Origin of the sequence: Vibrio sp. A1-1, assembly GCF_021728175.1 — a bacterium.
GTDB lineage: Bacteria > Pseudomonadota > Gammaproteobacteria > Enterobacterales > Vibrionaceae > Vibrio > Vibrio diabolicus.
Genome location: NZ_JAKKCL010000013.1, coordinates 142,816 through 169,497 on the forward strand (window position 1 = coordinate 142,816; position 26,682 = coordinate 169,497).

At 42.1% G+C, this 26,682-nt stretch carries 21 protein-coding genes; all 21 read right to left on the reverse strand.

Translation table 11 applies throughout. The features are described 5' to 3' along the window. Positions 1-14: 14 nt before the first annotated feature. Positions 15-1,283 (reverse strand): hypothetical protein, encoded by a 1,269-nt coding sequence (locus L3V30_RS17950; RefSeq protein ID WP_237309416.1) that lies wholly within the window; start codon positions 1,281-1,283, stop codon positions 15-17. Further along, positions 1,280-4,318 carry a site-specific integrase gene (locus L3V30_RS17955; RefSeq protein ID WP_237309417.1) on the reverse strand — a complete coding sequence of 1,013 codons (3,039 nt, stop codon included), beginning with the start codon at positions 4,316-4,318 and terminating at the stop codon, positions 1,280-1,282. The genes L3V30_RS17950 and L3V30_RS17955 overlap by 4 nt, the downstream gene beginning before the upstream one ends. Further along, positions 4,315-6,870 (reverse strand): hypothetical protein, encoded by a 2,556-nt coding sequence (locus L3V30_RS17960; RefSeq protein ID WP_237309418.1) that lies wholly within the window; start codon positions 6,868-6,870, stop codon positions 4,315-4,317. The genes L3V30_RS17955 and L3V30_RS17960 overlap by 4 nt, the downstream gene beginning before the upstream one ends. An 8-nt stretch (positions 6,871-6,878) precedes the next feature. After that, the gene (locus L3V30_RS17965; protein WP_237309419.1) at positions 6,879-7,451 is read right to left on the reverse strand and encodes a hypothetical protein; all 573 of its coding nucleotides are present in this window, start codon (positions 7,449-7,451) and stop codon (positions 6,879-6,881) included. A gap of 170 nt (positions 7,452-7,621) precedes the next feature. Further along, positions 7,622-8,644 carry a transposase gene (locus tag L3V30_RS17970; RefSeq protein WP_237309420.1) on the reverse strand — a complete coding sequence of 341 codons (1,023 nt, stop codon included), beginning with the start codon at positions 8,642-8,644 and terminating at the stop codon, positions 7,622-7,624. 173 nt (positions 8,645-8,817) lie between these two features. Beyond that, complete coding sequence (gene wecA / locus L3V30_RS17975) at positions 8,818-9,906, reverse strand: UDP-N-acetylglucosamine--undecaprenyl-phosphate N-acetylglucosaminephosphotransferase (protein WP_237309421.1); 1,089 nt, start codon at positions 9,904-9,906, stop codon at positions 8,818-8,820. A 100-nt stretch (positions 9,907-10,006) separates the two neighbouring features. Continuing rightward, positions 10,007-10,873, reverse strand: a complete 867-nt coding sequence (gene galU, locus L3V30_RS17980; protein ID WP_102298291.1) for a UTP--glucose-1-phosphate uridylyltransferase GalU — start codon at positions 10,871-10,873, stop codon at positions 10,007-10,009. 330 nt (positions 10,874-11,203) lie between these two features. Then, positions 11,204-12,370, reverse strand: a complete 1,167-nt coding sequence (locus tag L3V30_RS17985) for a nucleotide sugar dehydrogenase (protein ID WP_237309422.1) — start codon at positions 12,368-12,370, stop codon at positions 11,204-11,206. Positions 12,371-12,561: 191 nt separating this feature from the next. Continuing rightward, entirely contained in the window at positions 12,562-13,746 is a 1,185-nt protein-coding gene (manA, locus tag L3V30_RS17990) for a mannose-6-phosphate isomerase, class I (RefSeq protein WP_237309423.1), read from the reverse strand. A gap of 30 nt (positions 13,747-13,776) precedes the next feature. Then, positions 13,777-15,195, reverse strand: a complete 1,419-nt coding sequence (locus tag L3V30_RS17995; protein ID WP_237309424.1) for a phosphomannomutase — start codon at positions 15,193-15,195, stop codon at positions 13,777-13,779. Between the two features lie 3 nt (positions 15,196-15,198). Next, complete coding sequence (locus L3V30_RS18000) at positions 15,199-15,945, reverse strand: glycosyltransferase family 2 protein (protein WP_237309426.1); 747 nt, start codon at positions 15,943-15,945, stop codon at positions 15,199-15,201. After that, entirely contained in the window at positions 15,945-17,348 is a 1,404-nt protein-coding gene (locus tag L3V30_RS18005; RefSeq protein ID WP_136999120.1) for a mannose-1-phosphate guanylyltransferase/mannose-6-phosphate isomerase, read from the reverse strand. Before L3V30_RS18005 ends, L3V30_RS18000 begins: the two co-directional genes overlap by 1 nt. Before the next feature lie 188 nt (positions 17,349-17,536). Continuing rightward, positions 17,537-17,986 (reverse strand): GDP-mannose mannosyl hydrolase, encoded by a 450-nt coding sequence (locus tag L3V30_RS18010; RefSeq protein ID WP_237309428.1) that lies wholly within the window; start codon positions 17,984-17,986, stop codon positions 17,537-17,539. A gap of 44 nt (positions 17,987-18,030) precedes the next feature. Beyond that, positions 18,031-18,993: a GDP-L-fucose synthase gene (locus L3V30_RS18015; RefSeq protein WP_275949756.1), complete on the reverse strand. Its 963-nt coding sequence runs from the start codon at positions 18,991-18,993 to the stop codon at positions 18,031-18,033. 17 nt (positions 18,994-19,010) lie between these two features. Beyond that, positions 19,011-20,117, reverse strand: a complete 1,107-nt coding sequence (gene gmd / locus L3V30_RS18020) for a GDP-mannose 4,6-dehydratase (protein ID WP_237309432.1) — start codon at positions 20,115-20,117, stop codon at positions 19,011-19,013. Between the two features lie 19 nt (positions 20,118-20,136). Next, positions 20,137-21,210 carry a glycosyltransferase family 4 protein gene (locus tag L3V30_RS18025; RefSeq protein WP_237309434.1) on the reverse strand — a complete coding sequence of 358 codons (1,074 nt, stop codon included), beginning with the start codon at positions 21,208-21,210 and terminating at the stop codon, positions 20,137-20,139. Further along, positions 21,207-22,289 (reverse strand): glycosyltransferase family 4 protein, encoded by a 1,083-nt coding sequence (locus tag L3V30_RS18030; protein ID WP_237309436.1) that lies wholly within the window; start codon positions 22,287-22,289, stop codon positions 21,207-21,209. Before L3V30_RS18030 ends, L3V30_RS18025 begins: the two co-directional genes overlap by 4 nt. A 10-nt stretch (positions 22,290-22,299) precedes the next feature. Beyond that, positions 22,300-23,160, reverse strand: coding sequence for an ATP-grasp fold amidoligase family protein (locus L3V30_RS18035; protein ID WP_237309438.1), 861 nt, complete (start codon positions 23,158-23,160; stop codon positions 22,300-22,302). Beyond that, the gene (locus L3V30_RS18040) at positions 23,153-24,217 is read right to left on the reverse strand and encodes a CapA family protein (RefSeq protein ID WP_237309440.1); all 1,065 of its coding nucleotides are present in this window, start codon (positions 24,215-24,217) and stop codon (positions 23,153-23,155) included. Before L3V30_RS18040 ends, L3V30_RS18035 begins: the two co-directional genes overlap by 8 nt. Next, complete coding sequence (locus tag L3V30_RS18045; protein ID WP_237309442.1) at positions 24,207-25,334, reverse strand: glycosyltransferase family 4 protein; 1,128 nt, start codon at positions 25,332-25,334, stop codon at positions 24,207-24,209. Before L3V30_RS18045 ends, L3V30_RS18040 begins: the two co-directional genes overlap by 11 nt. After that, positions 25,324-26,334, reverse strand: a complete 1,011-nt coding sequence (locus L3V30_RS18050) for a hypothetical protein (protein WP_237309443.1) — start codon at positions 26,332-26,334, stop codon at positions 25,324-25,326. Before L3V30_RS18050 ends, L3V30_RS18045 begins: the two co-directional genes overlap by 11 nt. Positions 26,335-26,682: the final 348 nt, after the last annotated feature.

A 26,682-nucleotide genomic window follows, 5' to 3' on the forward strand; every position in this document is an offset into this window, starting at 1 on the left:
TGGCGATGAAACCGTCATCGAAGTGGCTCACCTTCAGACTTAGCCAGCAGCACCACATGTCGCCGGCACTGAAGATCAGCGATCAATACTGCCATTCTCTCTGGACACACATACCAATAGACTTCATCACCTAGAGACTCAAGCAGCGTATTAAAACTCCATAAGCTTAATGACATCGGGAAAGATAAGGGATAAAAAGACGTATCCAATTCCAAATCCAGATCCGCTGAAACGCGATCTTGGTTAACACTAAAATGATACCCAGACTCATTAGGTTGCCTTGCCACAACTAGGCGCGCGCGCTTTTCATCATTCGCAATATTAAGCTGACGAACCAATCGAGACAGCTTCTCTGTTTTGAGTGGGTAGCATTGCGCTTTGGGTAAATTTAACCAGTTCGACATAAACGTTTGTCCATCCCATGAGGGTGAAGCCGCGAGAGTGAACGAGCATTGCCAACCACGCTTTTGAAAAATGAGGTGAGTATGGGTCAGCGTCACGATCACCTGCTCGGCAATCACACTCAATAAGCCAGCAAGGTGACTGGCATGACGGATACTCAGTCGTGCTTCGTAAAAACCGACCGGTTCAGGGCGTTCGATCAACACAGGCACTTCAAGGGCGCAAGACCACGTATGCTTCATCGCGTACACGGTCAAAACGGGCGGCGCCGACTCTCGAAGCTCAAGGATCAGGATCACCTCTTTGGAAGCGTTCGCATTGTTCTCCTGAGTCAGTTGATTTATGAGCTTAAACAATTGTGCCAGCTCTATCGCCACCACCTGAAAAGAGATGATCGGCGCCACAGCAGGAAGATGGTATTGCGAGAAAGGCGCATCCGCTTTCACTTGCATGCCATACGTGATCTCATGGGATCGCTCAAACATCGGCTCACTGTGTGCATCGTCAAAAAACTCAAGTTGCGGTGTAGCCTCTTCTTGATACGCCGCCCAGTGCACTTCTCTATCACTTTCAATGACAAGCCAAACCGGATCATGACGGTCGAAACGCATTAATATATTCACCAACCCCTGCGCGGGTAATGTGAGGCAACAAGGAGCCGTCAGGTTCGTATGGCGAATTGGCCACTCATAATAGGCAACGATACCGCTATGGGCCGCGACATGACTCCGAATCGTCAACCGCTTCGTCGCAATATCGATATCCACCAAAAAATCACTGTGCTCATGATCACTCGCGATCCCAACCTTGACGATAAATTGAAGAAAGTTCAGTCGAACATTCGCCTCAAGTAACACACTCTTAAATCTCTTATCGCTCATTCACTATCCATCTTTGATGCACAATCCGCGGCTTGTGACTCTGCCCACTGATACCAGTCCAAATAATCGCTCAAAAGCGCGATAATCGACCCAATTTGTGACCACAACGTCCACTGTAAGCGGTAAGGCCTAGTGAAAGCCTCTGTTTTACTCATACTTGCTTCTCTCACACAGTGCGCACCGGTTCGCTCAATCAGCTGTTGCCAATGCGCTGCACTGCTCGAGTCGTCACGTGCTTGAACCTTTATCGTTAGAGGCTGCAAGTTAAAATAACCATACACAGACAATAGGCATTGCAAGTCACGATAACGAGTGATGCTTTTACGTGTCAGTAACGCCTGTGCTTTTTTCAAGTGCGCATGCATTCTACGCAACCTTTTGCGCGGATACGTGCGCCACTTATCAGCCTGCAAGCATAATCTAAGCCAGGCATGCTCTTGATTTGGCTCGATACGAAAACGCAAAGGCGCCGCTTTCGATTGCGCTAGCCACTGAACCAACTCGGCAGAGCATGACGTCTCCCCCCCTCCTACCATCAATTTTTCTAGCTCAACCACAAAACGCGAAAAGCTGAGAGGTGACAAGTCCACCGCCGATTTGTCTTCATCGAGGCGAGAGCGTTTGCGATTCTGGGTGTCAACATGATGATGCTGAGCGAGTTTCCAGTCACGAATGATCCAGTCGCGCAGCGCCCAAGTAGCTAAGCTCCCGGCTTGCGAGCGGTCATTGGGCTTTTGAAAAAGCTGCTTTTGACGCTCAAAACCATAGTTGGACTCCGATGTCCAAAATCGAACCTGTGATTTTTTTACCTCATAAGAATGATAAGTCACTATCAATGACACCCAGTCGACCCAATGCCAATAGGTGCTCCACGCAGTCGCAGGCGAAGCATGACCAAGCTTTTCTGCGACCCAATCTAAAATAAAAAAGTGCGGTGTCAGATGCTGACCATGTAAATCGAACGCAGCGCTGAGTGCCTCTAACTGAGCTTTCGAAAATAACACGTGCTGCATAAAATACACCGCAGGCCACGCCCTACCTCGGAAGGCTAACATCGCAAGCAAACAGACCCAATTGTTCGCGGCGCAGTGACGAAAGGAGTGAGTCACGATGGCACCGTCTTTTAAGTAGCGTCGAGCAAAGTCAATAAACTGTGACTCTAGGGCTGAAAATGCCCAATGAGAAAACAGCGGCCGTTGCTCATAGGCGGTACCCCCCAATAAGGCGTGCTGCTCATCAATGTACCCTACCCACTGCGTGACGATGAATGTCGGCACCAACGTCAGAGGAATTTTTCGCACCGCATGGGCTGTCTTGCGCTTTTTGTCGTTGGTGATATACAAAAAGCCGGTATTAAAATCGATATCGCGCAGCTTCAGTGACAGCGCTTCATCTTCACGCAGTCCCATGTAATAGCAAAGCTGCATAAACACGATAATTTTCCGCTCATAAGCGCCCCCTTGCTCACCAAACTTCTCACAAATCTCATCAAACATCGCGGGTGGGACATAATGCGCTCGCACCACACCTTGTGAAGACACTACATCAAAGATATCTAAGTCTATCAAAGGAAAATGGGAGTACTGCTGACAAAATCGCAAAAATCGCGCAACCGTATATTGCTCCTCAGCATTCTCAAATTGATCCAACCCCACCTGGCAGCACGCTTCAAATTCATGCTCTGACACGGTCATAATATCGATACCCTGCCACGCCGCGGCAACAAAACGCTGCACAGTCGAGTGATACGTCAGCAGCGTCCCCACGGCTAATTTCTCTTTCCAAGCGGAGCCATAGATAAAAAGAGAGGCAATCCACTGGTTGCACAATGCCACGGCCCACGCAGTCGGCTCTTGCAGTATCATGTCAAATGCATGCTTAGCCTGCTGATAGGCGCAGCCGGAGCGATGCTCTTTTTTATCTTCTAATTGGTAATGAGATAAGATCTGCCTGACATAACGCGATACCGCCTTTGCTTGTTGTATCGTCTCTACAGATTGCGTATTCGATTGCCACACAATGGACTGCCCATTTTTGGCGGTGCGATTTCGCGCAGAGACGGGGGTGCCTGAATCGATGCAAGTGCCAATAAAGCTTCGTATAAACGTCGCATGATCGAGGGCGCTATTTTGTGACCATAAGTGTTCAACGCCTACGCTATTATCCAAAAAACCGATATATCGCAGCAGCTCGGAAGCAGACAATGAGGCAATGGCCTGACGCAGATGACCACTCACTTCAGTGCTCCAATGATCTCGCCACGCCAACACGGCCAACCTTACCTGCTTTTGACGCTGGCGAGGTGGCCACGCTTGCACTTGCGCCCGAGCTCGATGCAGAGCCAGTATCGCCTCCTGCCTCAGATACACGCGGCGATGCAGCGCCGGTAAATAAGCAGTCACCCAAAATTCATCAGAAGGTCGGCTATCGGTGGATGTACAACGTTGAAATGAACCATATTGAACAGGCGCCTCTTCAAATGAGTGACTCTCACACGACAGCGTCACCCACTCGCTTTCGTCTACATTCAATAGCGCCAGCAGCTCTGTCATACGAGTTAACCCCGCACGAAACCCTATCAGTAAGACGGCCTGACCTATCGCGGCCAGATACCGTGCATCCGTCTCGTGCTTGGTCCCTTGACTATAAGGACAAGCCGCATAGAGGCCACACCGTAAAGACTCAATAATACCTAACGAAGGCGTCGCATCATCGATCAATGGCCGCTCTGGCTGCAGAGGCAAAATAGACGTTGGGGCAATCAGCTCAGAATTGAGATCGTAATGGTAGTCATAAATCAGCTCAAAAGCGCTCGCGGTGACAGTAAGCTCCGCTTGGGTTTGCGCCAACAACGAAATGGGTTTGACCGCTTTACTGATCGCGTTTTTGGAGCTGAGCTTGGATGAGCCAAGCAGCGCTGGCACCTCCGTTTGGAGACGAAAAAACACCGGCTCTATCGCCTCTCGGATCGCCTTGGGTTGGAGTGCAAGCCGCTGTTCACACTCAACTATCCAGTCATCAAGCGTTTTAGTCATTGCCCCACTCCTTTTAACGACCATGATTGAAGCAGCGTTTCAACTTTCGCATCCCAATGCGCAATCGATCGCCAAAGCGATGACACACAAGGATGATAAGCCGACTGACCAATCCTTTCTTGAAGCGATTGTTGAACCTCAGCCATCTGACGGATAGAGCATAAGGCATACTGCGACAGTGGGTTCTGCCCCCGTTTAAAGTGATTCATCCGCATATTTAACTCACTTTGAACAAAGCTAGGATGGGCTTTAAAAGCCTCAAGCAACACTTGGTGCGCAGCGTTATGACGAAAACAGCCGACTTCCAATCGGTCTAGGTAGCGCGCCAGTAAATCTTTAATCATCGCTGGCGATAAGGGCTGCCAATCTTGGCCATCAAATACACTTAATACAGGTCTCGATTGAACAAAATATTGCGGGCTCATGGTGCAGGCATAAGCTTGATAGCGCTGTAATAATGACGCTAACTCATAAGACGGTGTCACCAATCTGCGCGCTTCTTTATGATGAACGCGCTTGTCTTGCAGCGACCAAACTCCCGCTTCCCACGCACAATCTTGATCGGCTGGATAAGGCGAAGACACGGGCCGCAACCCCAACTCAACAGCCGTTCGTATATGCAGGTAAAGCGCTAAACGCTCACTGCTTTCAACAGATAAAGAAGCAGCCAGACCGATATCTTGGTGAAATAAAGGCTTTAATAGCGCCTCAAAGGCGCCTGGCAATAGTGACTCTCTTAACGTAATGGCACTGCCACATTGCTCATGATAAGTTTCCCCACTGATGGACGCACTCGTGGTTTCGCTATACCAACCTTGCTGAGGTTGGATATTCATCGCCGATAAAAAGGCATTCCAATGTTGGTGTGTTGATGCCGTCATCGCGGCGCCTTCTAAATTCGCATAGTGCATCTGCACGCTGCCTTTACCTGCAAGGAAATCGGCACTCACCGACGGCATTCGCTGCGAGCTGTAACGATGAAATACCTGCGTTAATCGCGCGGGTGTCACTTTGAAAGAAAAATGATGACGACTTTGCGCGATTTTCTCTGTTAGCCACGTTTGATGCTCGCGAGAAGTAAGAAGCAGACCTTGTTCAAGACTCACCAAATGACGCTGATGCGCAGGCACCGCTCTTAAAATGAGATTCAAAAGTGACTGCATTGGCCAAGGAAGCGTCACTTCAGTGCTTTTTTGTGAGGTGAAGTACTGCTTACTTCCCTGTGGGGGCTTCGCGCCTTTAAATAAATCCGTATCTAATATCAACGTTGCATGGCATGCATCTCGGCGATCGAGCTCATACACAAGACACGGAGCGGGCGGCGATTTTGCCCTGCGACTACCGAGGTTAAGCAGAGGCTGCTGAAGATTAAGGGTGCCACAAAACATTCGCAAAAACAGTAAAAACCAATGGCTCCGCTCCTTCGCGGGGATGCCCAATAAATCTTGCTCTGCTAGAGCCGGACAATGGAACTGGAACCAGATCGCAAGCTCAGAAGGCGATAAGACGTCGTTACTCATTGGATGCGCTCGATTGGCCCTAGCAATGGCTTGAGACATACCGACTTTTTGCCGTAAAAATTTTTGCCGAGCCTGCTGATGAGTGAGCTCAGGCTGACGAAGCAAACCGTATGTGGAATCGGGCTGATCGGCGCGGGGACGCTCTTCGTTTGAGGTGAGTAACGGCTCAACGACATTATCGGCTTCAAGCACCGGCATAAAGGCTTCCATAAAAGAAGACTGCGTTTCACCTTCACGATCCGTCGGCGTGATAAGGTTGACCTTCAACTCATCACCAATAAACATCGTCTCCTGGTGTGCATTATCACTTTTAAACGGGTAGGTCTTCAGCCGTGAAGATCTCTGAGCTCTTTTTGCCGAACTGAAATAAGGGGCGAGAGGGGCCAAACCAACCTGCTGCTGGCATAAAAGATAGAGCTCCGTCAGCGTGGCATCTTTTAAAGTCGTCAAGCAAATTGGGCAATGTCCATAGTCACGCCGGACTCGGTCAAAGCTCAAGCAAACCTCATACGTTAGCGTCCCCACCGCCTCTTGCAGTCGTGCAAAAAACCACAGCCAGTGATTAGCGTGTATCTTATCGACTATCGATTCAATAAAAAGCAGCGTGACATAGGTGGGATAAAAAGTCAGCATTGAACGAAGCTTGAAGCGATCCAACTCCTCAGGGATCCGCAGCTCATCGCTTTGCGATGCATTGAGAGCGATCGCCTTGATGGCTAACTCTAGATGATTCAACGCATTGCGTTGCCATTGATTAACAGGCGCGGTTAACGCTTGGTGAACCTCAAGCCATTGCTGCAATATGTGGATGGTTGATTGTGGATAAACAATGTCAGGGGGCAAAGCGCAGAGTTGCCATAAATGGCGACAAGTTTGTTGTCGCTGAGGCAAAGATAAGTCAAAAAAAGACGGCTCGGAGACGGGATCATTAGTGAAAATTTGAGTAGGCTCATCGCCAAGTAAGAACGCATAAATTCCGCGTTCAAGAACATCTTCAGGAGCTAGGGAAAGTGAATCACTTAAAAACCACATAACACCCCCTAGTCATCGCTGCTAATATCAGACGATTGAACAGAAGGTAGCTCACCGGGCATTAAAGAAGGGATATGCTCGGTGTGTTGTTCCCATGAAAAATGGCGGTTTGTACTATCGGGTATAGAGACAGTACATTGTTTTGGCGATGTCTCTTGAGAGGAGAGTAACGAGGAATAGTGGCGATTTAGTGAAGAACGATTGCAGCCAAGCATGGCTGTATAATCTTTTTGGGAAAGCAAAGGGGAATAAGAAGACGTCGATTGCCAGATTTGTTCAAGCCCATACAAATCTTTGGATGAGACATCATCAAGGCATCGCAGATATTGCCGTTGATAGAGCGCCTTTTTGACAACGTCAACGTTGTTCGTCGATTGAAGGATGATAACATCAACGTCCAACTCCGGGCAGCACTCCTGTAGCCACATAATTTCATCAACCCATTCAATAGGATAGAGCTTTTTTCTACACCGAATGGTTTTTATCGGTATCAGGCTATCCAATAATAAAGGAATAAACGGAGAGGAAGCCTGCTCGGCAAGGTAGTACAGCCGCTTGTGTAGACGTGCGTTATTTGGCACTAGAGGAAAGCAATGAAGCTTGGAGATAGAAATAATACTATGCTCGATAACGAACTCCCATTCGCTTTAATAAAAAGAAGCTAACCGAAAAATAATAAAATCATACCGTCAAATGATGATGTAATAAGTGCTTCATTTCACAATGTATAAAAATACAACCACTGAACACTCTAGAAATTACAGGCACTCATTGACGCTTTACCTGATACCCAAGCCCTTTTGGTGTGTAGCGCATAACTTTCCAGTTCTTTAGCAGACCCAACAGCACAGCGAAATTTGCCCCCAAAGCTTTCTGAAAGCTTCAGCCACTCTTCGGCATTCATATTTAGCCGTTCAAGAATCGTATTATCACATGGCGGAATATAACCACGCTTGTTTGGCCGAACCACTTGGCCTAATGCTTCTACTAGCGCTAAATAATCCAACAACGAAAACTCTATTCCACTTATTTGGGAACAAGCCGATGGCTGCATTTGTCGTTCATTTCCTAAAAAACCAGCCAAGCCTTTTGCTGGCAAAGAGGCAATCTCACCATTGCCTTTATCTTGCCGACTCGCTACTGAATGAATACGTTCATAGATAGAAGTAAACTCGGAAGCTTCAAGCGATTGAGCCATGTCAGCCCGAACGGGATTTAAATCCACATATGCCATACAGCTAAGTAGAGCCTTTTCATCGAGTAAGGCTTGAGATTTAAACCGCCCTTCCCAGAAGCGACCTTTGCAGCCCTCTTCTTTATTGGCTTCACGGGCAACATACTCATTGAGGTTACGCATAAACCAAGAGATATTGGTTAAGCGCTCACGCCATTCGTCAATAAGCGCCAGAGTGTTGTTGATTTCTGCCTTAGATTTTAAATCACCATCAAGCCAACGGCTGACCAACAAAGGTGCTTTGTATAACGTCGTCCAACGCTGCGCAACCTCTTGGTGACTCCAAGACTCGGCGGTAGCCGTATTCACATGCAGCACTAAGTGGTAATGATTGGACATAATGGCATACGCGCACACATCAATGGCAAACACCTGACTTAGCAAGCGCATGCGTTCGACCAACCAAACTCGGCGGTGCTCAAAGTTTTGCCCTGAATAATGGTCTTCACCACACAAAAAAGCACGGCGCACACACCGTGAAATACAGTGATAATGCGCCGTGTCTTGAAGGGATACTTGAGTTGAGCGAGCTTGAGTCATCCTAACCACCAAGGTGAACAAAATCTAAACAGATAAAGTAAGCCTAGTTGGGGATTGCGAGAGTGTCAAATATATGGGTGTCCTGTTTATAACCCCGAGATCAAATAGCAGGTGAATCATCGTCATTTCACCAAGTTATTTAAGTTACTTGCTGCTGGTTATTTATTTAATGGTTATTGAGCAGCAGACTGCTTCCACTGTCTTACGACCTTCGCCATCTTAAACGAATGTGTCATCGCGTAAGTGTGGAATAAGAAACACGCCACGATGGTGTAGAACATAATGTATTCCGGCACTTGGAAGTATTCACCCAATAAACCTAGCGTTGAATACACTAACTGCACCAAACAAATCACGACTAAAGATTCACGCGGCGTGAAACCAATGCGTTGCATAATGTGGTGAAAATGCTCTCGGTCAGGTTTGAATGGAGAGTGCCCTTTACGAATACGGCGGATCATGATCGCCATCATATCAATCAAAGGCACTGCAATTAACCACAAGGCTGTCACAGGTTGAATCACATAGTGGCCGTATGCCGGCTGAGTCCCTCGAATTAAAATCCAAATAACCAAAAAGCCGATCATCATGCTACCGGCATCGCCCATAAACACCTTACGCAGCTTACGCAGCTTACCAAAGTACCCTAAATTAAACAGTACAAAGGGCAACAAGATCACTACCATCACGGCCATAAAAAAGGTATAAAACTCGAGTTCATAGGCGAAGAACACCACACCTAACGATGCAAACACCACCATGCTCAAGCCACCCAACAGCCCATCAATACCATCCACCATGTTAAAAGCGTTAATGGCAGCAATGACGGCAATCACAGTAACAATACTATCGACCACGACAGGGAAATCCAATACACCCAACCCAAACACATTACCCACATGAGAAAGGGTCAACCCCGTATAGTTCATGATGACCAGGGCTAAAATAGCTTGTACGCCCATTCTGAGCTTAAAGCTGATGTCAAAGCGGTCGTCGGCCACCCCAATCAGTACCAGTATCGTTAAGCACGCTGCCTCTACCTCAACTCTATTGAACTTATCTGCATTCACGTAAAGGAAGTACAACAAGGTAATGCAGAGAGAGATCCCGCCCACCAGGGGAACAACACCTTCATGATGTTTTCTGGCATTCGGTTTATCGACTAAGCCAATGGCATAGCCCACTTTACGCATGCAATACAACACTGAAAAGGAGAGAAAGAAGAACATAGAGAGTTCGATAAGGTAATCAAACAGAGACATTGATTTAAGCCCTTTGGGATTATTAAATAAAAGTGATTCCGAGGGTGATGAAGCGACGACAATAAAAAGCTGCCATCGCGATTCACCGAATTTGGATAGGCTACACTTTCTCGGTTGCTGTTTTATCCATTTCGGCTTTGTTGCCTTTGAGGTAGACATTTTGATAACAGTAGTTTGTCGCCTCGATGTAACCATCGACGCTGCCACAATCAAAACGTTTACCTTTAAACTTATACGCAATCACACAGCCATTTTTAGCTTGTTCTAAAAGCGCGTCTGTAATTTGGATTTCACCGCCTTTACCCGGCTGTGTTTCTTCCAAAATATCGAAGATGTCCGGCGTTAAGATATAACGACCAATAATCGCAAGATTACTTGGTGCAGTACCTTGTTCAGGCTTTTCAACCATATCGGTAATGCGAATCAGGTCATCACTTAAGTGCTCACCGGCAATCACACCGTACTTATGCGTTTCAGATTCTGGTACTTCTTCTACCGCGACAATAGAGCAGCGGAACTGACGATACAAAGCGGCCATTTGTGCTAACACGCCTTTGTCATCATTAATGCAAAGGTCATCAGCCAGAACAACCGCAAATGGGTTATCACCCACTAATTCTTTGCCCGTTAATATGGCATGCCCTAGCCCCTTCATTTCGCGTTGGCGAATAAACGTATACTGAGCAGAATCAATCAGAGAGCGTATATCATCGAGCAAAGGCTCTTTATTCGTGCCTTGAATTTGATGCTCAAGCTCATAGTTCTTATCAAAGTGGTCCATTAACGAGCTTTTACCACGGCCAGTAACAACGGCCATGCTGGTCATGCCCGCTTGAATCGCCTCGTCAACGCCATATTCAATAAGCGGCTTGTTAACGATAGGCATCATCTCTTTTGGCATGGATTTAGTAGCAGGTAAAAAGCGCGTGCCATAACCGGCTGCGGGGAATAAGCAGTGTTTAATCATTATTTATTTCTTATGTTTTATTAACTGACGAATATGAAGATTCCCCCGGGCATGCCCGGGGTACTTACCGCGACAACGCTAAAGCGTTGACCAAAATTACAAACAGCTTACGCTGTAATTTTGGAATTGGCATTCATCCACGGGTAAACCCATGGTTTTCTGTATTCACAGAATAAAAATATTGCGGATGATATTGAAGCATTTTCGCCCCAAATAGTGCCTCGAAAACAAGTTAAACTGAGGCACAATAATAATTAGAGTCTGGGACTAATTGAAACTATGGACGGTCTAAAGTAATTCATATTTGAGGCACTACTGGAAAGAGCAGAACTAATCGTTTCCGAATAAGTCTCGGGTGTACACCTTATCAGCAACATTTTGAAGTTCTTCAACCATCCGGTTTGAAACAATCACATCCGACATCGCTTTAAAATCGGTAAGATCTTTAATAACAGCAGAATGGAAGAACTCTTCGTCTTCCAGTACAGGTTCATACACAATCACTTCAATGCCTTTCGCTTTGAGGCGCTTCATGATGCCTTGGATGGAAGATGCGCGGAAATTGTCGGAGCCTGACTTCATGATCAAACGATAAATACCCACGCGCTGCGGGTTACGCTTGATGATAGAATCTGCGACGAAGTCTTTACGGGTAGTATTGGCATCAACAATCGCGCCAATGATGCTGTTAGGCACATCCGCGTAGTTCGCGCGCAGTTGCTTAGTATCTTTTGGTAAGCAGTAGCCACCGTAACCAAATGACGGGTTGTTATAGTGCGAACCGATACGTGGGTCTAAGCCAACACCTTCAATAATCTGACGTGCGTCTAGGTTATGAGATTCAGCGTAAGAGTCCAACTCATTAAAGTAGGCAACGCGCATCGCTAGGTAAGTGTTCGAGAACAGCTTAACCGCTTCCGCTTCCGTTGAATCGGTAAAAAAGACTTCAATATCTTGTTTAATTGCCCCCTCAACAAGAAGGTTAGCAAACACTTCAGCACGCTCACTTTTCTCACCAACAATAATACGAGATGGGTGTAAGTTGTCGTATAGTGCACGGCCTTCTCGTAAAAATTCAGGTGAGAACAATAAATTTTCACAACCCAACTCTTGTTTAATACGCGCGGTATAGCCAACAGGCACGGTTGATTTTATCACCATCACTGCATTTGGGTTAATCGCCATCACGTCTTTAATTACTGCTTCAACTGAAGAGGTATTAAAGTAGTTCGTCTCTACGTCATAATCGGTAGGGGTAGCAATAATCACATAATCGGCATTTGAATACGCCAACTCTTTATCGAGTGTCGCGGTGAAGTTTAATGGCTTGTTCGCCAAGAAGTCTTCAATTTCAGCATCAACGATTGGAGATAATTTATTGTTCAGTAATCTTACTTTCTCTTCGATAATATCGACCGCGATAACATCATGATGCTGTGACAATAGCATCGCATTAGATAAACCAACATAGCCTGTACCGGCAATTGCAATTTTCATAAATTAACCATAGTAAAAATTAGTGAGTTCTATTTATTAGTATCGTTTACATACGTGATGAAGTGAACGGCATATTCAGAATGGGGGGGACGTAAATAATTTAAGATAATTACAGTTTAAAACAATGCCCTTCAAAATAGCTTTAGTAAGTAAGGGCAATCGTCATTCAATTGACCTATAAATAGTTAAAGCTAGTTATAAGCTCTCGCGATTTGGCCTTTTCCTTTATACTTATATTCAGCAACGCAATAAGGCACGAATATGGAATCGCCAGCTCTAAGCGTAATTAATTTTGAGCCCGATATAATGTCAACGACACCTTCGATGCAAAACACTATTTCGGCACTCCGTACATATAATTTTTTTTCGGAGCCTGTAACTTCAACAACATCAAACTTGAAGTCATCCACTGGTACTGGAAAATGTGAAGTACCTTCTTTTTTTAGAGGCGACAATAATAGCGCATCAGGCGAGATAGGCTCAAATCGAGTATTGACAACCAACTCTTCCACATCGATGTGTTTAGGCGTTAGCCCTGCTCTTAACACATTATCTGAGCTTGCCATAACCTCAAGAGCTGTGCCTTGCACATATGCATGAGGCGTTTCTGCGTGTAAGAACATCGCTTGCCCTGGTTTAAGTTCTACAATGTTCAAAAACAAAGGGGCGAATAACCCATTGTCACCCGGATAGTGCTTGGCAAATTCTTGGCTATACCGAAGCGCTTGTTTCGTACTTGCAGAAAGACTCGTCAGTACATAACATTGTTCAAGATCTGCAAGAGCTTGTTTTTGCTTGCTTCCCGAGAGTTTCAGCATAACTGTGAAGAAGGTTTTTAACCCTTCGGCATCCTGATTTTTTTTAAGCGCTGCGACATCATCGCTAAGCGCATTGATGCCGACTTCTTCAAACATGACAATAATGTCTTCAATTGGCCTAAAGCCATTCATCGCTTTATACGAAGTAATTGCGTATACAAGCTCAGGCTTATGGTTCGAATCTTTATAATTACGATTGCCTGCAGTGAGTTCAATCCCTAACTGGTTCTCTCGCTCAAAGCCAAGCTCAGAGTTACGCTTGTTGGGATGCACTTGAATAGAAAGCGGGGTGCGGGCAGCAAGCACCTTAAACAGATAAGGCAGCTGACCATAACGATCAGCAGTGTACTGCCCTAACGCACTCTCACGGTGTTCATTCAAGTAATCGGATAAAAACACATTCTGGTCTTCCAACTGAGAGCATCCATTCGGATGTGCCCCCATCCAAAGCTCAGCTTGAGGTTCATTGTCAGGGTTGTCGACACCAAATAAAGTACTCAGTGAATCGGTACTTCCCCACGCATAGTTTTGAATGACGTTGTTAAGTTTATATATCATTGTATTTATTATTTGAAATTAGGAACCTGACTAAAAGGCCAAGGTTTGCACTTTAGACAGTACTGAATCCACAATCGTTTGTGCTTGTGGCATTGTGTCAGACTCAGCATAACAACGAAGCTCAGGTGCATTACCTGAAGGACGCAAATGAACAATGTCACCACCATTGAGCGTAATACGCAAGCCATCTGTTGTATCCACTGCTTTCACCGTATTAGTAAACTCTAGTTCATCAATGAGAGCCTGAGGGGTCTTTGTGCCTTTTGCTAAAATGGCCAAACTGTTTTCTGTTGCAAAGTTTTGGATGCGGTCGCTATGACTAAAGCGCTGTGGTAGATCGCTTACAAGTTTTGCGATACTGGTATTTTTAGCCGCTGACAACAACATTAGTGCTGGCAGTACTGCATCACGTGTAGGCAGTGCTTTTAATACTTGACCGTTAATCATGGCGTCGCTACCAATCAGGAAACCACCATTGGCCTCAAAACCGGCAATACAGGTATATTGTTTAGATAAAGTATCGAACTCAGCAATGACATATGGCGAACCAATTTTGGTTTTCGAGACAGTTTTGAATGCACTTGATTGTTCAATAATCGTATTACAACTAACAGGAATCGCTAACGCTTCAATGCCCATCTCTTGCGCACAAAGCAGACCTAGAATATCACCGCGAAGCCAGTCGCCATTTTCATCTGCAACAAGCGGTCTATCACCATCGCCATCGGTGGAAAAAATGAAATCTAGGTTGTACTCTGCCGACCAAGTTTTTGCTTTGGCTTTATCAACCTCAGCCACGGCTTCTGTATCAATAGGAACAAACTCGTCAGTGCGTTCTAGTGAAACAACTTCTGCACCCAAAACCTCAAACAGCCCTTGATATAAATCACGACCAGCGCTCGAGTGCTCATAAATACCAATACGCTTGCCGGCAAGTAAATCTTTTTCAAAAAGTTCCGTGTACCTTGCCACATATTGTTCAGCGGCTTTGTTTAAAGGTTGCAATACTTGCAACTCCGGCATTTCAAATTCGACTTCAGCACTTAAAATAGCTTGTTCATCTACCTTGGTAATTTCACCATCGGGACGATAAAACTTAATGCCATTACGATCAAAAGGAATGTGACTACCGGTGATCATAATACAAGGAATATTATCTTGCATTGCGCAGTAGGCTAATGCTGGCGTTGGAATTACCCCATAATAGATAGCCTCTAACCCCATAGATTGGATAGCGCTAATCGTTGCTTGTGCCATCACAGGGCTACTTGGGCGATTATCGATCGCCACTGCGACCGTGTCGAACTCAAACTGCGTTTTTATGCCGTTAATGAACGCATAAGCAAAGGCTGCACATACCTCTGGTGTGAACTGCTCTACCAAACCGCGAGCACCGCTGGTACCAAACTGAATACCAGATTCAGCAATAATGTTATTAGATACTAACATTGACTACCTCTTAAAAAACTGTGGGATCTTTGAAAAATTCTTAATCAACAAAGCTGATGGCCAGAAGAGTCGATTATTTTTTAATGCTTGAACGTCTTCTTTTGTCTTTTCAATGATGTTGGCTAAGCTACGATTACTCGCTCCGCCGACACGCATTTTGGTGACGACTTTTGGTAAGTAACTCGCTGTAATGTTATTGCTCCACAAATAGCGAAGTAATGAATCATAGTCAGCTGCGATCTTAAGGTCTAAATCAAACATCCCATGTTTAATGTATAAGTCTCGCTTCATGAAAAAAGTAGGATGGGGTGGCATCCAACCACTACGCAGCTTTTGTTTCTCAAATGCCCCGGATGTCCATTTCCGAATAATCTTCGAAGTATTATCCTTTGATACGTACTCCAAATCAGCATAGACGGCTTGAGTCTTTTCACGTTGCAGTGTTTCAACTAATTCCTTGATAGCATCTGGGTAAGCCAATAAATCATCGGAATGTAAAAAGCCCACAATATCACCGGTTGCAGCACTAATTCCCTTATTCAACGCATCATAAATACCTTTATCGGGTTCAGACACTATACTCGCAACTTTAGGGCAATGCTCTTTAATGACCGATACGGTATTATCGGACGATCCACCGTCAATGATAATGTATTCGATATCAGTGTAGGTTTGTTCATTTAAAGACTTAAGTGTGTCTAATACTGTCTTACTGCTATTGTATGTCGCAGTAATTACTGAGACTTTCATCAATAACCCACCCCATACTCTTCCAAACGAACAATATCATCTTCCTCTAAATAACTGCCCGAACGCACCTCAATTAAGTGAAGATCAACTTTACCTGGGTTTTCGATGCGGTGTGGCGCACCAAGAGGAATATAAGTAGATTCATTTTCACTTAGCAAATAACTTTTCTCACCATTGGTGACCTTTGCGGTCCCTTGCACGACCACCCAGTGTTCTGCTCGGTGATGATGAAGCTGTAGCGCGGTTTTTTCACCGGATTTTACACGCAAGTGTTTTACATGATAACGACTACCTTGAGCGATTTCATCATGAGAGCCCCATGGGCGATACACTTCTCGATGTTGCAAAGCCTCGTTTCTGCCTTTATCTTTTAGAGCATTAACAATGCTTTTGACATCCTGAACTTTGTCTTTGTCTGCTACCAAAATAGCATCTTTAGTCTCAACTACGACAAGGTTACTCACCCCAACTGTGGACACTAATTTATTTTGCGAATAAATATAGCTATCCGTTGTTTGCTCCATCAAAACATCACCTTTAGTGACATTGCCATCAGAGTTCTTATCTGAGACTTCCCACAATGCGCTAAACGAACCTACATCGCTCCACCCAGCATCCATTGGCACAACCAATGCGCTGTTAGTTTGTTCCATCACGGCGTAATCAACCGACTCATCCGGACAGGCACAAAATGCATCTTCATCTAAACGAATAAAATCCAAATCATTACGAGCACCATGCATCGCAGCCTCACAAGCTTCAAGAATATCAGGGCGAAACGCTTTTAATTCTTCAAGGTAGCGCGAAGCTTTAAACAAAAACATACCACTGTTCCAATAATACTCACCGCTAGCTAAGTATAACTTCGCTGTTTCTAAATTGGGTTTTTCGACAAACTGATCAACGTGATAAGCGCTACCACAAGGATGGCCTTGCTTAATGTAACCATAGCCAGTTTCAGGCTTGCTTGGCACGATCCCAAAAGTGACTAAGTTATTATCTTTAGCTGGCTCCACTGCTTGTTGTACCGAATCGATGAAAGCATTGGAGTCTTGAATTACGTGATCAGCCGCCAACACCAATAATAATGGATCATCTCCGTGTTGCACTGCTTTAAGAGCTGCAAGCGCGATAGCAGGAGCGGTATTGCGACCTACCGGTTCTAATATGATTCCACTACAATCAACCGCCTGCTGCCGAAGTTGTTCTGCAACTAAAAAGCGGTGCTCATCATTGCAAATAAGCATTGGGCTTGAGTGTTCTATTCCATCAAGGCGCTTTAGTGTCTCTTGCAGCATCGTTAGGTCACTGGCTAAGCTAATAAATTGTTTGGGAAATAGGCCACGAGAAAGAGGCCAAAGACGGCTTCCCGAGCCGCCAGCCATAATTACTGGAAGTATCATATTGTTACCTTTAAGGATATAAGCCGAGCACACTAATCGTGCACGTTTACTGACATTGACAGCGGTGGTGCCGCCGTGATGGGAAGATTTAGAATTGGTTATATTGGATTAGTGATACTTGTTGTAGATACCGATACAAATATTAGTACCTACAACTAGAATTCAGGAATACAGCAAACCGTAAAGGTTTAGCGAAAATAGGCCTTCGTATTATCATGCACTTGACTTGCGTCAAGCAGATCTTCAATATTCCACCAACGATAATCGCAATGCTGTTCAGAAGGTAAATCTGAAAGCTCACCGTTCCAGGTGATCTTATAACCGAGAACCACATAGTGCGTAGTGAAAGCTGCACCGCTGAAATTATCCGGGTATAAGTGTTCGTAAGGTCCCAGAAATTCAGCTTGAGACAGCGTATAACGCTCACCCAGTTCGATATCTGACAGACGTTCGAAGGCCATTTCAAATCGCTCATCTTTGAGAACTCGACCTCCCGGTACAAACCAAAAGCCCTGAGCGGGGCGATTGTTACGATAACCAAGCAGCACTTGCCCAGCATTATTTTGTACAATCAAATCCATTGAAATTAACGGAGTAGACGCCACAACCGTCTTAAAAACTTCAGTATCTAACTTCATATTCTCTCAGCTCTATTCCTAGGCCTGTTACTTTAAATCTACTTCTACTTACGGAAGTTAGCTTGGTTTGCCAAGAACCATTCGTACGTCGTTGTAAGACCTTGCTCAAGGCTGACACCGTAGTTCCAACCGAGACTCGCCAGTCTAGACACATCCATTAACTTACGCGGCGTACCATCTGGCTTAGTCGTATCAAAGGTAATATCACCCTCAAAACCCACAACCTTTGCCATCGTCTCTGCCATCTCACGGATGGTGCAATCCACACCTGTACCCACATTGATATGCGAAAGCATTGGTTCCGTATTCACCTCGTAAATGGTCTTATCCAGTTCCATAACATGAATACTGGCCGCAGCCATATCATCCACGTATAAGAACTCACGCATTGGAGTGCCTGTGCCCCAAACCAAGACTTCTTTATCACCATTAAGTTTTGCTTCATTGAAGCGGCGCATAATCGCTGGGATAACGTGAGAGTTTTGTGGGTGGAAGTTGTCATTTAGACCATAAAGGTTGGTAGGCATCACTGAACGGTAATCACGACCGTATTGGCGGTTGTAAGATTCACACAGTTTAATGCCCGCAATCTTAGCAATCGCGTAAGGCTCATTAGTTTCTTCCAAAATACCCGTCAGCAATGCTTTTTCAGTCATTGGCTGCTCGGCGAACTTTGGATAGATGCAAGAAGAGCCTAAAAACAGTAAATGTTGCACATCATTAGTGTGAGCAGCATGAATTATATTGCTTTCTATCATCAGATTTTGATAGATGAACTCAGCCGGGTAAGTGTTGTTAGCATGAATACCACCCACTTTTGCTGCCGCTAAGTACACTTCATCAATGCTTTCTTGTTTAAAGAAAGCATCAACTGCCGCTTGATTCGTTAAATCCAGCTCAGTCGAAGTGCGAGTGATAAGCTCAACATCATCACGGACTTCAAGCTGACGCACTATTGCAGAGCCGACCATCCCGCGATGACCGGCTACAAATACTCGTTTTTTCATTACTTGAGTCATACTGATTAGCTTTCCAAAGAAATAGAAACGTCAAAACCATGTTGCTTTAAGATTACATGCTGTTTAGATTTAGCCATATCTGCTTGAACCATTTCAGCACACATCTCTTCAACGGTAATTTCAGGAACCCAGCCTAGCTTCTCTTTTGCTTTTGTTGGATCGCCTAGCAGTGTTTCTACTTCTGCAGGGCGGAAGTACTTAGGGTTCACTTTAACAATCACATCACCGACAGATACGGCTGGTGCTTTATCTTCATCCACAGCTGTAACCGTAGCAATTTCATCAATACCAACACCTGTAAACTCAAGTTCAATGCCCGCCTCTTTTGCTGACATGCGAACGAATTCACGCACTGAGATTTGCTTGCCCGTAGCAATAACAAAATCGTCAGCAACGTCTTGCTGCAGCATCATCCATTGCATGCGAACGTAATCTTTTGCATGACCCCAGTCGCGAAGTGCATCCATGTTTCCAAGCTGCAGAACAGACTCTAGACCTTGAGAGATATTGGCAATAGAACGCGTAATCTTACGCGTTACAAAGGTTTCACCACGGCGTGGAGACTCGTGATTGAAGAGAATACCGTTACACGCATACATGCCGTAAGATTCACGGTAGTTCACCGTTATCCAGTATGCGTACATTTTCGCAACCGCGTAAGGTGAGCGAGGGTGGAACGGAGTAGTTTCACGCTGTGGAATTTCTTGTACTTCACCGTAAAGCTCAGAAGTAGACGCTTGATAAAAACGCGTTTTCTTTTCAAGGCCGTTAATACGAATAGCCTCAAGAAGACGGATGGTACCCATCGCATCAACATCTGCTGCGTACTCCGGGGACTCAAACGATACTGCAACGTGAGACATTGCGCCTAGGTTATAGATTTCATCTGGCTGAATCTCTTTCACTAGACGAATTAGATTCGAAGAATCAGTTAAGTCACCATAGTGAAGGTGAATATGGTTACTATCCTTAATAGCGCTATCGATACGCTCGGTGTTGAATGAAGATGCGCGACGAATAATGCCGTGAACTTCATATCCTTTTTCTACTAATAGCTCAGCAAGGTATGACCCATCTTGGCCCGTAATTCCTGTTATAAATGCTTTTTTCATGATAGTTATCTCTGTAAATCTATATGTCAGGGTGTGTTTCTAACACTATTGATATGTCTTTAACATACCTTTCTAATGAATAATATTTTTTTGCGTAGCTTTTATTATAACGGCAAACTTGGTTTAATTTATCAGGGTGATCAATCAAACTTAAAAGAGAAAGCTCAATTTCTTTTGTAGAACGCGTCCCTATTACACAACCAATATTAGATGTAACCATATCTGCTAAATAATTATGATTAGTAGTGATAATTGCCGAACCAGCAAGCATTGCCTCGATAATCGATATTGGTTGAGCTTCTGTTTTATAGAATGAAGGTAGAACAAATACATCCGAATCAATCAATAATTGATCTTTTTTTGTTCCAGTAACCGTCCCCATATATTCAACGTAAGGCTTATTTCTAATTGCCCTTTCAAATTCAATTTGAACATCATCTTTGTCTTTATATTCATCACCCATTGGTTCTCCAGCGATAGACAATTGAACCTTAGCGCCGGATTTTATTAAACTATCAACCGCTTCAATTAAAAGAAATATTCCTTTAGAGTACATAATGTTAGATAAGTATAACACTTTTAAATAATCTGTTCTTTTTCTTGGTAAATCAGAAATAGGCAAGGCACAGTTACTAATACTGACTACGTTCATTTGTCTATATATATCATATTGATCTTTCATTCTGGGTAAAAGCACAATAGATGTATCTATTTGCTCATAAACATAGTCAACAAACTTTCTAAACCATGGTCTTTTTCGAGAACGAAAATCTTTAAAATCCGCACCATGGAGATGATTAACGACTTTAATTGAAAATAGTTTTGCAGTAAGTACAAATAACAGGTCACGGCAAAAACCAAGAGTTGTTCTACTAGTCGTCAAATACAGGGTTTTTATACTGCGATGGGTAATTAAAAACCAGAAGAAACTAAAAAAGACACAAAGTGTCCCCCAGGAAATTAACAACAAATTCTGCGAACTTACCCCGTAATAAAAAACCTTCTTATCTTTATTATAATAACCACTAATAATATCAAATGCCAATGATTGCCCAGTTATTGGCTTCGGTGATGGGCCCACAAACACTATCATAGTTTAAGCTCCTCGATCATAGTGCTGAACCTTAATACCATGTCGTTAATATTATAAGAATTTTCAACTGTATCAAAAGCCTTTTTTGACATTGCTGCGTAAGTTACGCCGTCTAATGAGGACAACTCATTTACTTTATCCACAAGATCAACTAAGCAATCTTTTTGAAAACTAATGCCATTGATACCATTTTCAAAAGCGGAAAATTCAGGCATATGGTAAATTTCATTCGAGTGAACTATTGCTGGTAAACCATAATTAAATGCATGAATTAGGCTTAAACCGACAGAACCAGCATAAATAAATGCATGGGATGACAGCATAATTTTAGCAGTGTCCATTTCATTAAAGATCGCGCCATGCCAATGCACTCTGTCACTTATACCAAGTTCATCAGCCATCGAAGTGTAAAAATCAACCTTGTCTCCTGAACCGATTACATTTAAATGTATATTTTTATTAAGCTTAGTCATTGACTTTAATAAGAGTTCGAAGTTAGCCTTTTCAGTAATCCTACCAACAAAAACCAATTGAAATTCAAGAGGTTTCGTCAACCTTTCTATAGAAATCTTCTTAATACACTCTTTTATTTCAGACGAGTCCAATCCATTATTTAACGCGTAACAATTAGGTTTAGAAAGCAACTCCCTTTCTTTATCAGTATACACTAAAATAGCAGTCGCCAATTCCATCAACTTAATACGTATGCTTGCCATCAAACCAAAACTTCCAGCAGACCAACCGTGCCCCCACCAAATAGTTTTGATACCACGTACACGTAATAATACGAAAAGTAGCATATAATTTAATATTCTTGGATTACCATTAATTACAACAATATCATCCTTTTTGTAAGTAGAAAGAAGAGGTAAATTTCTATGCCAAAAAAAAACACCATGTAATGATCTAAAGCCGTGCGATAGAGTTTGGTCAAACTTATTATCGATGGAGGTAGACTTAACACCCAAGAAATCGCACTTTGTAGAAAATACATGTATCTTGTACTTTTCATTTAAACCATTAAACAGAGGCACTCTATATTTTGGTATAGCTGGTTGTAATATATATATTTTTTTCAAATTAGGCCCTTTACTTAACCCAATACTTACACATTATTGTCTCTAATTCTAAACCAAACTCATTGGACAATCCACCACCGGGGGTGAAAGTTAACTCGCCGAAATAAGGCCTACCATTACTCACATACCAATCGATTCGCACATAGTTAAAGTCCGACATCAATATTTCATTCAGTTTGATTATCTTCTTTAAAGCGTCAACATCTTCAGTTTCTATATTATGCTTACCTGCGCCATGACTAAAAAAACAGTTATCTAATGTATTGAGGAAGTACCCTCTTGATTCAACACCAAACCTACCATCAACAACTTGTAGAACATATTTAACAGACCCATCCAATTGATTAAAACAATGAAATTTATAATCTTTAGGTACTTTACCATCTATACAAAGCGATTCCTCAATCAATATTTTCTTTTCAATTCCTTTATATTGTGTTTCATTACTTCCGATATCATAATCTGTACTAATCCAGAGGTTAAACTTTTCAATTAAATAATTAATTCTCTCGTCAGAAGGTTTTGAATGAAAAATCTCTACCATCCCAGCACCATGATTAGACTTTGCAACAAACTTATCAAGTGATTTAATTTCAGTTATGTTTGGTACTTTTTCATAGCAAGAGATGAGTTTAACAAGATACTGCTCACCAATTTTATCCTTTATATATTCTCTAACTAAATATTTATCAGAGCATTTTGTATACATAAAGTTTTTATCATTATATTTCCTAAGGAACACTTTTTCATTAAAAATAAGAGGCGACGATGAAGAGGGGTATCGCTTAAAAATCACAATAAAACATAAATAATCAAACGCTTTTGAAGGCAAAGTTTTTTGCAATATTCTCTTAATTATTTTTTTAACCATCTTTATCTTCCAATTTTTTTTCCAAGTGTTCAATTTGGCTAAATCGATGAGTTTCAAACTTTATATTGTGCAAATGAAAATCATACTTTCGATTACTTTTACCTTTAAACAGGCCAAATGACCTCAGTATTTTAGAACCCAAAAGGTTCAAAAATACCCTTTTAATATCCATGTTTTGTCGGTGCACGTAATTTCGTGTTAAATTTAAAGGCTCATTGAATTTCATTGCTAGAATTTTATCTGTTTGAATTTTCTCTTCATCATCTAATAATGATAAAGTATTATTCTCGTAGCGAGTGTAATAATATTCAACTTCGATACTTTCGTTCAACGAAATCGATACAAATTTAGAAGTGTTATGCCACTTATTTTCAGTTTTAGATTGAAAGACAAAATTACCCAAACTATAAAATATATACTTCCCGTTATATATTTCATGATGTTGTGGAACATGAGGGTGATGAGCAATGACTAGCTCAACACCTAAATCGACAAATGCTCTGTAATAATTCTTCCAACTATTCAATGGCGTTAAGCTATTTTCTAGACCCGCATGGATAATAAGAATAATTTGTATATCCCTTTTTATGAAATCATTAAGATAAACAAAAAGGAATGGATCGGAAACAGAGATAAAACCTTTGCCTAAAATAGACTTTCGACAACCATTCTCCGACTCGGCTACATTTACAATTACTGTTTTATCATTTAGGAATTGAAAATCTTTAGAATAGTTATTTTTATCTACACCATGAACTCTAATATTATTCCTAATTAAAAGCATAGTGCTTTTTTTTGCAGCATCAAAACCATAATCGAAGTAATGATTATTTGCCAAACACACGTCAGTAATATTTAACAACTTTAAATTATCTAAAACAGATGGAGTGTGCCTTAAAGAAGCGCCTACTTTTTGAATAGGAACACATGGTTTTTGTAACACAGGAGCTTCCAAGTTAAGGATGTTAGCTTCAGCATTAGCAAGCTTGTCTGTTAACTGCTTGGTTGTTTGGATAGTTTTATCAGCATAAAAATCACCAAATATATTAACTTTCATCAACATCTCCCAAAATTGACAACCATTTTAATTTAACTTCCTTTTCGGTGAATTTATCTAATGATGCTACTGAATTTTTTGAAAGTAGACTCTGTAAGTCTGGTTTACTCAACAATAAATCAATCGCATCAGCTAATTCATTAACATCCCCTGTTTTCACTAATAGTCCGTTGACACCATTTTTTATAATAGTTTTAGGTCCCGCAGGACAATCAAAGCTAATACAGGGCAGCTTATGTGATAGAGCTTCAAGTAATACCATTCCTAACCCTTCATATCTAGAAGATAAGACAAATACTCTTGAAACAGAATAAACCTCATCTATTTGGTTAGAAAAAGGATATATGTTAGTTCTTGCAGAAACATTCCTAGCCTCAATTAGCTTTATTAGATTTTCTTTTTCTTCACCTTCTCCGTATATATCTAAAGACCAGTCATTATACTTCTCATAAATAAGTGACCATGCGGATATAAGCAAATCGAACCCTTTTTGATTTGTCAGTCGCCCTACACCAATGATACTATTTCTTTTTACTCTATCGACACTTTCCGGTTTTTTTAACTCAATAATATTTGGAATTATGTTTATTTTTGATTCATTTAAAATGTTTTTATATTTAAAGTAATCTTCATCCGTTTGGATTACCACACAGTGAACCCATCGATATAGAAACTTACGCAGCATTTTCAGAAATTTATTTGGGACATCAAATTCAAAATGCTCAATAACTATAACTTTAGTTTTTGTGCATAATGAAGCAAGAAGACAGAGTGCTGTCATTTTTATATCACAAGATACAATATAATTTAAATTGGTTTCTCTTATATGCTTCTTTAATTCCCTCGACTTTAACAACAAATACCACAAGTCAAAAAGATATGCAGTAACTCCTTTGTATTTACGATTGTAAAATGTAGTTTCCGCATGCTCTGTCAAATATCTAATTACAAAATCACCACTATTAAATAACTCTCTTTCTCTTGACTTACATAAACTTAAAACTTCAACATGAACATTATTTTTTAATGATTTTGCTAACTGAAAACTAACTCTCTCAATTCCACCAGTCGCTGTAGTGTCACCAAGAATTATGCCCACATTTTTGTTATTTCTCATATATCCCCTTTAAAGAGTCTAAAGAATGTTTTTTTCTACTAAAGGTCTTAGTTAGTGGTAAGGGTTCTTTGGTAATGCTTCTTATAAAAACGTCCACGTCAGATACGGTAGTTAAATCATCCATTGCAAAATGAATGACACCTTCTTCTAAGCAAATTAAATGTAAGTAGGAATCCTTTCTAACAAAAACCGGTTTCCCTAATTGTAGAGCTCGACCAAAAATACCAGAGGCCTGGTCATAGTCAGCATGATAACAGCACCAGACAACGTCAGATAAAAAATATGAAAACATGATTTCTTTATCGGTGATAAACCTATCAACACCTGTTAACAAATCGTTACAGTGCTCAGCGATACATTTTTTTGACTCGCTGTCAAGCTTTCCTGAATAAATAAATCTTATATCATTCTTATGGTAATTGTAAGATAACTTAATAAATTCAGGCGTTCCCTTTTTAAAACTTTGCTCTCCGATACTAACGACTTTCTTATCATTAACCTCATTTAAATCAAATTTCAAACTTTCTATATACTTAACAACATTACAATCTAAGTTATACCTTGATAAATTTTCAAAGAAAGTTAGTTCATCCTTTCCCAGATCCCAGAATTGAGGATCATATATATAATCAGTACAGATTTTTTTTATACGTGAATCAACATAGAAAGGAACAATAGAAACACTACTTATTCCAGGGATAAATTTAATCAATCTCAACGCATAATATTTTGCTCTGTACCTTTTATTGATGTGATTTAGAACTGGTTTAACGCTAAATACTAGGCCTAATGTCTTAAGCCCAAGTAAGGAACGTATTATTGCAGTTAACACATATATAAAAAACGAATCTTCTACCATTAAAAAAAACATGGGCTTGGGTGAGAATAGACAAGCTTTGAAATTCAAGTTTTTAGCATGCAACTCTTCTTCAAAAACTTTTGTATAAGAATTTCTATGACCATTTAAATTTCGAGAATAAATATTTATTTTAGTGTCCAAGTTAGTCTCCAAGTTAGTCTCCAAGTTAGTCTCCAAGTCACGGAAAACGCATGAACATCATCGTCATGTAAGGCTTTCCCAGAGCTCCCGCATGAGTTATAAAAACATTAAGAACACTTAAGTGCCAAACAAAACTCTCACTCGGAACTCTGTATTTAATGCGTATTTCAATTGCCGGCCACGGAAAAAGCATGAACATCCCCGTAAATAAAGGCTTGCCACAGGGTTCCCGCATGAGTTGCAAATTTGTTAAAACACCTTAAACCCCAAACAAAACTCTCTCTCGGAACTCAGTATTTAACGCGCATTTCAATTGTCGCCGTTTTAAGGTCCCTTTCATCTCTACAA

What these genes read in the sequence shown, in the direction of transcription:
- L3V30_RS17950 (WP_237309416.1), bottom strand. Translation starts at nt 1,283, where the DNA reads ATGAGCGATAAGAGATTTAAGAGTGTGTTACTTGAGGCGAATGTTCGA.
- L3V30_RS17955 (WP_237309417.1), bottom strand. Translation starts at nt 4,318, where the DNA reads ATGACTAAAACGCTTGATGACTGGATAGTTGAGTGTGAACAGCGGCTT.
- L3V30_RS17960 (WP_237309418.1), bottom strand. Translation starts at nt 6,870, where the DNA reads ATGTGGTTTTTAAGTGATTCACTTTCCCTAGCTCCTGAAGATGTTCTT.
- L3V30_RS17970 (WP_237309420.1), bottom strand. Translation starts at nt 8,644, where the DNA reads ATGACTCAAGCTCGCTCAACTCAAGTATCCCTTCAAGACACGGCGCAT.
- wecA (WP_237309421.1), bottom strand. Translation starts at nt 9,906, where the DNA reads ATGTCTCTGTTTGATTACCTTATCGAACTCTCTATGTTCTTCTTTCTC.
- galU (WP_102298291.1), bottom strand. Translation starts at nt 10,873, where the DNA reads ATGATTAAACACTGCTTATTCCCCGCAGCCGGTTATGGCACGCGCTTT.
- L3V30_RS17985 (WP_237309422.1), bottom strand. Translation starts at nt 12,370, where the DNA reads ATGAAAATTGCAATTGCCGGTACAGGCTATGTTGGTTTATCTAATGCG.
- manA (WP_237309423.1), bottom strand. Translation starts at nt 13,746, where the DNA reads ATGATATATAAACTTAACAACGTCATTCAAAACTATGCGTGGGGAAGT.
- L3V30_RS17995 (WP_237309424.1), bottom strand. Translation starts at nt 15,195, where the DNA reads ATGTTAGTATCTAATAACATTATTGCTGAATCTGGTATTCAGTTTGGT.
- L3V30_RS18000 (WP_237309426.1), bottom strand. Translation starts at nt 15,945, where the DNA reads ATGAAAGTCTCAGTAATTACTGCGACATACAATAGCAGTAAGACAGTA.
- L3V30_RS18005 (WP_136999120.1), bottom strand. Translation starts at nt 17,348, where the DNA reads ATGATACTTCCAGTAATTATGGCTGGCGGCTCGGGAAGCCGTCTTTGG.
- L3V30_RS18010 (WP_237309428.1), bottom strand. Translation starts at nt 17,986, where the DNA reads ATGAAGTTAGATACTGAAGTTTTTAAGACGGTTGTGGCGTCTACTCCG.
- L3V30_RS18015 (WP_275949756.1), bottom strand. Translation starts at nt 18,993, where the DNA reads ATGAAAAAACGAGTATTTGTAGCCGGTCATCGCGGGATGGTCGGCTCT.
- gmd (WP_237309432.1), bottom strand. Translation starts at nt 20,117, where the DNA reads ATGAAAAAAGCATTTATAACAGGAATTACGGGCCAAGATGGGTCATAC.
- L3V30_RS18025 (WP_237309434.1), bottom strand. Translation starts at nt 21,210, where the DNA reads ATGATAGTGTTTGTGGGCCCATCACCGAAGCCAATAACTGGGCAATCA.
- L3V30_RS18035 (WP_237309438.1), bottom strand. Translation starts at nt 23,160, where the DNA reads ATGGTTAAAAAAATAATTAAGAGAATATTGCAAAAAACTTTGCCTTCA.
- L3V30_RS18040 (WP_237309440.1), bottom strand. Translation starts at nt 24,217, where the DNA reads ATGAAAGTTAATATATTTGGTGATTTTTATGCTGATAAAACTATCCAA.
- L3V30_RS18045 (WP_237309442.1), bottom strand. Translation starts at nt 25,334, where the DNA reads ATGAGAAATAACAAAAATGTGGGCATAATTCTTGGTGACACTACAGCG.